This is a genomic window from Mesorhizobium sp. M7A.T.Ca.US.000.02.2.1 (genome assembly GCF_003996995.1).
Lineage (GTDB): Bacteria > Pseudomonadota > Alphaproteobacteria > Rhizobiales > Rhizobiaceae > Mesorhizobium.
Window position 1 is genome coordinate 1 of sequence record NZ_RZTT01000283.1, and the last position, 8057, is coordinate 8057.

Here is an 8057-nt window from a genome sequence, read left to right on the forward strand (position 1 = left end):
CCTCAGGGTCTTTCCCGGGGAAGAAGCTCATGGACTCTCCTTGTCGGTGGTCGAAGGCCGCCTGGCCGCATCAGGCAAAGCGGATAGCCGCCTTTGCCCGCAGCTTGGCCGCCACCTCTTCGCGATTACGCGGATGCTGATGGGTTTCCAGGGAATCGAGCAGTTCGCGCGCCGAGGCCGCGATGGCTTCGACGGCATGGTCGAAGGCGTGCTGGTTCTGCTTCGAGGGTCGCGTCGTTCCGCTCAGCTTGCGGACGAACTGAAGGGCCGCGTCGCGCACCTCGTCATTGGTTGCCGGCGGATCAAAATTGAACAGGGTCTTGATGTTTCTGCACATCGCTTCCGTATCTCCTCTTGTCCTTGAGCTGTTTCAATCGGGACGAGTTATATCCTCGATCATGATCATGTCCAAAAACCGGTGAGGCGAGCCTATGTTCGGACCGGGCCTCAATCCGCGTCGAGCGGCTCCGTTCCGACCGGCTTGCCGTCGCGCGACAGCCTGATCTTCTCGACCTTGTCCTCGGCGGCCTTCAGCAGCCGGTCGCAATGCGCCTTCAGCGCCTCGCCACGTTCATAGATCTTGATCGACTGGTCGAGCGGCACGTCGCCACGCTCCAGATCATCGACGATCTTCTCCAGCGCATCGAGTGCCTGCTCGAAGCTCATCGCCTTGACGTCTTCGTTGATCTCATCGGCCATCATTCATCCTTTCATCAGTCGCCCGACATGGGCGGCGACCGAAAATGCCAATCCCTGCAGATCGTAGCCGCCCTCGAGCAGGCTGACGAGCCGGTTGCCGCTGTGGCGTGCCGCGCGCTGCATCAGCTGGCCGGTCGCCCAATCGAAATCATCCTCGGTCAGATTGATCTCGGCCAGCGGATCGCGGTGGTGCGCGTCGAACCCCGCCGAAATGATAATCAGGTCGGGCGCGAAATTGTCGAGCGCGGGCAGGACGCGCGACAGGAAGGCATCGCGAAACACCTCGCTGCCAGTCTGCGGCGCCAGCGGCGCGTTGACGATGTTGCCGGCGCCCGTTTCGTTCTTCGCTCCGGTGCCGGGATAAAGCGGCATCTGGTGTGTCGAGCAATAGAGCACCGACGGATCGTCCCAGAAAATGTCCTGCGTGCCATTGCCGTGATGCACGTCCCAGTCGACGATGGCAACGCGCTCGACACAGTGTTTCTTCTGCGCATAGCGCGCCGCGATCGCCGCCGTGTTGAACAGGCAGAAGCCCATGGCGGTGGTCTTTTCGGCATGATGGCCGGGCGGCCGGGCGGCGACGAAGACGTTGTCGGCGCGGCCCGAAAAGACGTCATCGACGGCGGCGTTGGCGGCGCCGATCGCGGTGATCGCCGCTTGCCAGCTCTTCGGACTGGCAGTGGTGTCGGCATCGATGCGGGCAATCCCCTCGTCGGGAATGGCGGCGCGCACACGGGCGACGAAATCGGCGGGATGCGCGTAGAGGATGGTGGCCTCGTCGCCTTCCGACGCCTGGATACGATCGAGCCCGGCAAAGGCTTCCTCATCGAGCACGCGCTCGATGGCACGCAAGCGGTCGGGCCGCTCGGGATGTCCGGGCGGCGTGAGATGCTCGAGGAAGATCGGATGGGTGTAGAGACGGGTGGTCATCGTCCTAATCTAGTGACCCGGATCGACAAAGGCCATGCACGGGCGGCCGATGACTGGGGAAAATCGCGACTGCGTCCATTCGCGTCGCTGCAAGCATTGGCCCCGCGGGCGCTTCGGCGTAAGGTCCCTGGTACTGCCTGGTGCCCGCCGCAAGCGGGAGAATCGGGAACACGGTTGAATTCCGTGGCGTGCCCAACGCTGTGAGGGGGACCGCGCCGGTAAATGCCACTGTCGATGACGGGAAGGCACCGGACGCGGGTTGATCCCAAGCCAGAAGACCGGCCTGGCAGGCATTGTCATCCGCATGGTCAGGCGGGTGGCATCAGAGCGACGTGCGTCTACTTGGACGCACAAAGTACGCTCTGACAGTTTTGAATCTGCAATCGCAAGGGGACAAGCGATGCCGGAACATATGACCGCTGCCATTGACGATGAATTTGACCAGGATGCGCGCGATGCGGTCTATCGCGCCATGTTCACGCGGCGCGACGTGCGCAGCCATTTCCTGCCCACCGCGATCGATGACGACGTGCTGGCGCGGCTGCTGCTTGCCGCCCATCACGCGCCATCGGTCGGCTTCATGCAGCCATGGAATTTCATTGTCATTCGTGACACCGAGCGACGCGAAAGGGTGCGCGACCTGTTCCTGGCCGCGCGCGAACAGGAACTGCCGGAGATCGAGGCGGAAAAACAGGCGCTGTACCGCAAGCTCAAGCTGGAAGGCATCTGCGAGAGCGCGCTCAACATCTGCATCACCTGCGATAGGCAGCGTTCGAAGGGTTCACCGCTGGGACGCTGGCACAATCCGGAGATGGATCTCTACAGCACCGTCTGCGCGGTGCAGAATTTCTGGCTGGCCGCGCGTGCCGAGGGCGTCGGTGTAGGCTGGGTCAGCATCATCGAAGAGCAGGCGCTAAAGCGGCTGTTGGCCATTCCGGACCACGTAACGCCGATCGCCTATCTCTGCGTGGGCCGTGTTTCCGAGTTCGCTCCCAAACCGGACCTTGAAACGCATGGCTGGGGACGGCGGCTGCCACTGCCGGAGCTGATCATGAGCGAGACCTTTTCCGGGCAAGGCGAGACACAGCTCAAATCCACCGTGGCGCGCCTCAACACCGTTTCTGCCTCACCAGACATCACCCGCCCGGCCGATCAGGGTGTGGCGCCGGCCGTACCCCAGGGCGAACCGCCGAAGGAGGCGAGCGCCTTGTCCTTGAGCTCCCTGAACTTCGACGACGCCTCGGCCAGCCGGGCGTCCCAGGCCGGATCCGGCACCTGGCCCGCGATGGTCTTGAAATAGACCTGCATCAGGCAAGCGATGGCGAAGGGCTCGATGAACGCTGCCTTGAAGGCCCAGGCGAAGACGATGGCGAGCACGAAGGCCCAGCCGGCGAGTTGACCGGGCATCAGGAAGAGAATGGCGCCGGCGGGCGCCAGCATCAGCAGAAAGATGATGAACGACACGCCCCACATGATGACCGCCAGCCAGACGGCGTTCTTGACCATGACCTTGCCGTTCTGCGCATAGAGCACGACGCCTTGCCGCGCCGTCTCGAACGGCGAGGACGAGTTGATGCGGATGTTGTAGCCGAGGATGATCTCGTCGACATAGGTCAGCGACAGGCGGATCACCGTGTTGATGAAGGAGACCAGACCGCTCAGGCCCGGAATCGGTAGGAAGGCGGCGATACCGCCGAGCAGGCCGGTGATGGCGCGGATGGCGCCCTTGACCAGCTGATCGACGACGAAAAGGATGTTGGCCTCGGCAAAACGCTGGGTGACGATATCCCTGGCGTAGGCGATCTGGTCCTCGCCGCTGGGAATGTCGCGGCCGTCGATCAGATGGACCATGACGGCGATGTGGCCGGCCTTGACGACATAGAGGATGTATTCGCGGATCCAGTAGACGGCGATCGAGACGACGCCGAAACCGACCACGCCGCCCCACAGGGCAAACGACAGCGGCCCGTCGGGATCGGTGGAGATATGGCCAACGCCATAGCCGACGGAGGCGCCCGTGCCGGTTGCCATAATGTAGCCCAGCGTGATGCCGAAATAGACGATCATGCGAAAGACGATGAACGGCCAGGTCCGCATCATGATGGACACCGACCGGCCGATCTCAAAATCCCACATGTGCCCCGAATCTCCGCCTCAGAGATGGTGGAAGAGGATGGACTCAACCCGGCGATTGTCAATTGCCGGCCTCTGGCGCCGAAGGGCGACGAATTCGGGCTAACGGGTTTTCTTCGGAGCCTTCGCCGGCGCGTAGGCTGACGGAGCATCAAACGAAAAACCCGCCTGTGCGGCGGGTCACTGGCGCAAATCAGCACCATAGACGTATATGTACCTTAGCTGAGGGCACGGAGTCAAGAAAAAATTCCTATCGTGAACAGCTGCCGGCATGAAAGCTCCGGTGAGAACTTCAATTCGAGTGCGGATCCGGCTTCTTGAGCAGGCCTTCGAGCAGTTGCTTGAACGCCGTCACCACCTTCTTCGACGTCGCTTCGGGGTCGCTCGAATTGGCGATCCGTTGCGCTGCCTGGCTGCTCGCTCCGTTGATCAGTCGCGAGGCCGTCTCGGGGTCGAGGCTGGAGACAACGACCCCCTCCTCCTGCAGCGCGGTCAGATGGTCGGTCATTGAAGCGATGCACGCACTGCAATTCGGCCATTGCGCTGGATCCCCCAGCACGGCCGGGCCATCCCGGAACATGATGCGCTGGATTTCCGGCTCCAGCGCCATCTCGATATAGGTCGAGCACTCGTCGACGAAATGTTGCCAACGGGTCGGCGCTCTCGACGCGACCTCATTGATGCGCGCCGCCATCTCGCCGTCAATCTGGGCTATGACCGCCTGCAGCAGCCCCTTTTTGTCGCCGAAATGATGATAGAGCGCGCCGCGCGTCAGCCCGGCCGAAGCGGTGAAATCATCCATCGAGGCTTCCGCATAGCCTGTTGTGCCGAAGGCATGACGGGCCGCCGCGATCAGCTTGGCGCGCGTCTCGGCGATCATCTCCTTGCGGGGTCTGTGCATGGCTTCTGGCCCTATTCACATACGCAACGTATGCCAATTGACATACGCGACGTATGGTCTATTTAATGATCATACGCTCCGTATGTAATTGTCCAATCGTCCTTTGTCGAGGAACCAACCGATGCAAAATCCCTACGCGGAAATCTTTCGTGCCCCCGGAGCCAAGGGCTTTGCGGCCGCCGGCTTCATGGCGCGCCTGCCGATCGCCATGGCGCCCATCGGCATCGTGGCGATGCTGTCGCAGACGCGTGGCGAATACTGGCTGGCCGGAGCCGTCTCGGCGACATACGCGCTGGCCAACGCCTTCGTCGCGCCGCAGATATCGAGACTGGTGGACCGCCTGGGCCAGACACGAATCGTGGTGCCCACCACCATCATCGCGGTGCTGGCTTTCGCAGTCCTGATAGCGGCGGCCAACCAGGACTGGCCGGTTTGGACGCTGTTCGTATCGTCACTGCTGGCTGCCGCCATGCCAAGCATACCTGCGATGGTGCGCGCGCGCTGGACGGAGATTTTCCGGGGGCGGCCGCAGATGAACACCGCATTCGCCTTCGAGTCCGTGGCCGATGAACTGGTCTATATCGCCGGGGCATCGCTATCGGTCGGCCTGAGTGCCGCCCTATTCCCGGAAGCCGGCGTTCTGGTGAGCACATTATTTCTCGCATTCGGATCAGCGGCCTTCATCCTGCAACGCTCGACCGAGCCCCGGGTGCGGCCGGTCGACCATAACTCAAGCGGCTCGGCGATCCGCCTGCGGCCGGTTCAGATCATCACCCTCGCCCTGATCTTCATCGGTGCAACCTTCGCGACGACGGAAGTCACCACCGTGGCGATCACCAAGGAGCTTGGCCAGCCCGGCGCCGCCAGCCTTGTCATCAGCGTTTATGCGCTGGGATCGTTCGTGCTCGGCATCGTCGTCGGCGCGCTCAGCCTGAAGGCGCCGCTGCAACGCCAGCTGGCCATCGCAGTCGCCCTCGTCGCGCTCGGCACGCTGTTGCCGCTCACCGCCGACACCGTGCCACTGCTGGCGCTGACCGTGTTCATCAGCGGTGTGGCGATCTCGCCGACCTTCATCACCGCGTTCGGCCTGATCGAGCGGCATGTGCCGGAAGCGATGCTGACCGAAGGCATCACCTGGGTCATGACCGGCATCGGCATCGGCATGGCGCTGGGCTCGTTCGCGGCCGGCGCGATGGTGGATGCGTTCGGCGCCCAGAGCGGGTTCTGGGTGTCGGTGGCTTCAGGCACGATCGCACTGGCCACGGTGCTGCTTGGCCAACGCAGCCTTGCCACGACTGAGTGCGAGATGGACGGATGCGAAGCAGCCGCGATTGCCGCGGAATAGTTCCGGCGCGTCCGGCCTTAGGACCGGGCGCCGCTTTAGGCGGCCGGGCCTGAAATATTGGCTTTTCCTGGGTGCGCCAATGCCAAAAGTATCGTTGGCGCCCCGCGCAGCATCACCTCTTTTTCGAAGGCGAAGCCACATTTCTCCAGCACCCGTCGCGAGGCCGGATTGGCGGGGCGGACGAGGCCGACAACCCGATCGGCACGCAAGGGGCCGAACGCGGTGCGCAGTGCTTCCATCACCAATTCCGTGGCATAGCCATGTCCCCAGGCCGCCGGATGAAGATGATAGGACAGGTTCAGACCGTCGAAATCCGCCGATACCGTGACGCCGCCGAAGCCGATCAACTTTCCATCCGCCTCGACTGCCCAGCGGCCAAAGCCGTGCTTGTCCCAATGACCGATGTCGCGCGTCAGCCGCGCGGCGCTCTGCTGGGCTGTATCCGGAACAGGGTCGGGTCGATGCGCAACAAGCTCCCCGCGCGAAAAGAGATCGGCTAGGAAATCCAGATCAGCCTCTGCCGGGCGGCGCAGCAAAAGCCGCTCGCTGCGCTGGCTGGAAGGCAGGGGCGCATTCATCCGTCTTCTCCGGCAACCGGATCGGCGGGAGGCTCAGAGGATCTCGGTCTTGGCGATGTGGATGCCAAAACCTTCGAGGCCGACATAGTGGCGTTCGCGCGAGGCGATCAGGTTGATCGAGGAGATGCCGAGATCCTTGAGGATCTGCGCGCCGAGCCCGATCTCGCGCCACTCGTTTTCGCGGCGGCGAGCCTCTTCGTGATCCTCGTGGTCGCCGCTTGCCGGTCGTTTGCGCTCCTGATGCGCAACGCCGACGGAACCTTCTCTGAGATAGACGATGACGCCGCGCCTGCGCTCGCCCATTGCCTTCATAATGGTGTCGAGCCGGTGACTGGTGCCGAACACATCGGTCACCACATCCTCGGAATGCAGACGCACCGGGACCTCCTCGCCGTCACGAATGTCGCCGAAGACGATCGCGACGTGGTGCATGGAGTCCCACGGCAGCGTGTAGGTGAAGACCTGTGCCTTGCCGCCGAGCGTGTCGATTTCCGAGCAAGCGACGCGTTCGACCAGAGTTTCCTTACGTTGCCGGTAGGCGATGAGGTCGGCAACCGAAACCTGCTTCAGCCCATGCTCCTCGGCGAAAGCCTGCACCTGCGGGCCGCGCTTGACGGTGCCGTCATCATTGACCAGCTCGGAAATGACGCCGACCGGCGGCAGGCCGGCGAGCTTGCACAGATCGACCGCTGCTTCGGTATGGCCGGAGCGCATCAGCACGCCGCCTTCGCGCGCGATCAGCGGGAAGATGTGGCCGGGGCGGACGAAATCCGAGCCACCGACATTGCCGTTGGCAAGATTTCGAACGGTCAAAGTGCGATCTTCGGCCGAGATGCCCGTCGTGGTGCCATGCTTGAAATCGACGCTGACGGTGAAAGCGGTGGTATGGGCGGAATCGTTGTCGGCGACCATCGGCGCAAGGTTCAGCCGCTTGGCTTCTTCGCGCGGCATCGGCGTGCAGACGATGCCGGAGGTGTGGCGCACGATGAACGCCATCTTTTCGGGCGTGCAGTGGACGGCGGCAACGATCAGGTCGCCTTCGTTCTCGCGCCCGTCATCATCCATGACGACGACGATCTCGCCGCGTTCGAAAGCACGCAGGGCTTCGACGATCTTCTTCTGGTCGTAAGGCATAAGTGCTCGCTTTGCTCGCAGGGAATAAGGAAGTAGGGCAGTACGGGAGTAGGGAAAAGCAAAAAGATTTGGCCGGCCGCGCTAAGAGCGCAACATATTCCCTTATTCCCCTATTCCCCTATTCCCTTCCCGTCTGTCCCCGATGCCGCAGATAGTGGTCGGCGATCGCACAGGCAACCATTGCTTCGCCGATCGGCACGGCGCGGATGCCGACGCATGGGTCGTGGCGACCCTTGGTCATGATCTCGACGTCCCTGCCGTCCTTGTCGATCGACTTTCGCGGCGTCAGGATCGAGGAGGTCGGCTTGACGGCGAAACGAGCGACGATCGCCTGGCC

9 protein-coding genes, 1 pseudogene and 1 riboswitch are annotated in these 8057 nt (G+C 62.9%); of the genes and pseudogenes, 2 read left to right on the forward strand and 8 right to left on the reverse strand.

The window, feature by feature from the left end:
* Window positions 1–70 precede the first annotated feature (70 nt).
* The 3 genes from EOD15_RS23345 to EOD15_RS23355 all read right to left on the reverse strand — a co-directional run bounded on the left by EOD15_RS23345 (window position 71) and on the right by EOD15_RS23355 (window position 1629).
* Window positions 71–337, reverse strand: a complete 267-nt coding sequence (locus EOD15_RS23345; protein ID WP_027035955.1) for a DUF2277 domain-containing protein — start codon at window positions 335–337, stop codon at window positions 71–73.
* Window positions 338–447: 110 nt separating this feature from the next.
* Complete coding sequence (locus EOD15_RS23350; protein ID WP_127321236.1) at window positions 448–699, reverse strand: exodeoxyribonuclease VII small subunit; 252 nt, start codon at window positions 697–699, stop codon at window positions 448–450.
* A 3-nt stretch (window positions 700–702) separates the two neighbouring features.
* Window positions 703–1629 (reverse strand): histone deacetylase family protein, encoded by a 927-nt coding sequence (locus EOD15_RS23355; protein WP_127321237.1) that lies wholly within the window; start codon window positions 1627–1629, stop codon window positions 703–705.
* A 121-nt stretch (window positions 1630–1750) separates the two neighbouring features.
* A riboswitch (cobalamin riboswitch) is annotated at window positions 1751–1931 on the forward strand.
* 110 nt (window positions 1932–2041) lie between these two features.
* On the opposite strand from EOD15_RS23355, the pseudogene bluB reads away from it, so the two are divergent.
* Window positions 2042–2659, forward strand: a pseudogene (gene bluB, locus EOD15_RS36920) (5,6-dimethylbenzimidazole synthase); the annotation flags it as partial.
* 122 nt (window positions 2660–2781) lie between these two features.
* Here the strand turns inward: bluB and EOD15_RS23365 are convergent.
* Window positions 2782–3765 carry a hypothetical protein gene (locus EOD15_RS23365; RefSeq protein ID WP_245463745.1) on the reverse strand — a complete coding sequence of 328 codons (984 nt, stop codon included), beginning with the start codon at window positions 3763–3765 and terminating at the stop codon, window positions 2782–2784.
* Window positions 3766–4054: 289 nt separating this feature from the next.
* The gene (locus EOD15_RS23370; protein WP_127322375.1) at window positions 4055–4663 is read right to left on the reverse strand and encodes a TetR/AcrR family transcriptional regulator; all 609 of its coding nucleotides are present in this window, start codon (window positions 4661–4663) and stop codon (window positions 4055–4057) included.
* A gap of 121 nt (window positions 4664–4784) precedes the next feature.
* On the opposite strand from EOD15_RS23370, the gene EOD15_RS23375 reads away from it, so the two are divergent.
* Window positions 4785–6008, forward strand: a complete 1224-nt coding sequence (locus tag EOD15_RS23375; protein WP_127322376.1) for an MFS transporter — start codon at window positions 4785–4787, stop codon at window positions 6006–6008.
* A gap of 35 nt (window positions 6009–6043) precedes the next feature.
* Here the strand turns inward: EOD15_RS23375 and EOD15_RS23380 are convergent, their stop codons facing one another.
* The 3 genes from EOD15_RS23380 to EOD15_RS23390 all read right to left on the reverse strand — a co-directional run.
* Window positions 6044–6586 carry a GNAT family protein gene (locus EOD15_RS23380; protein WP_127322377.1) on the reverse strand — a complete coding sequence of 181 codons (543 nt, stop codon included), beginning with the start codon at window positions 6584–6586 and terminating at the stop codon, window positions 6044–6046.
* A 33-nt stretch (window positions 6587–6619) separates the two neighbouring features.
* Window positions 6620–7720 carry a 3,4-dihydroxy-2-butanone-4-phosphate synthase gene (gene ribB / locus EOD15_RS23385; protein WP_127322378.1) on the reverse strand — a complete coding sequence of 367 codons (1101 nt, stop codon included), beginning with the start codon at window positions 7718–7720 and terminating at the stop codon, window positions 6620–6622.
* Between the two features lie 118 nt (window positions 7721–7838).
* A partial coding sequence (locus EOD15_RS23390) for a chorismate synthase (protein WP_127408868.1) occupies window positions 7839–8057 on the reverse strand: 219 nt, incomplete at its 5' end.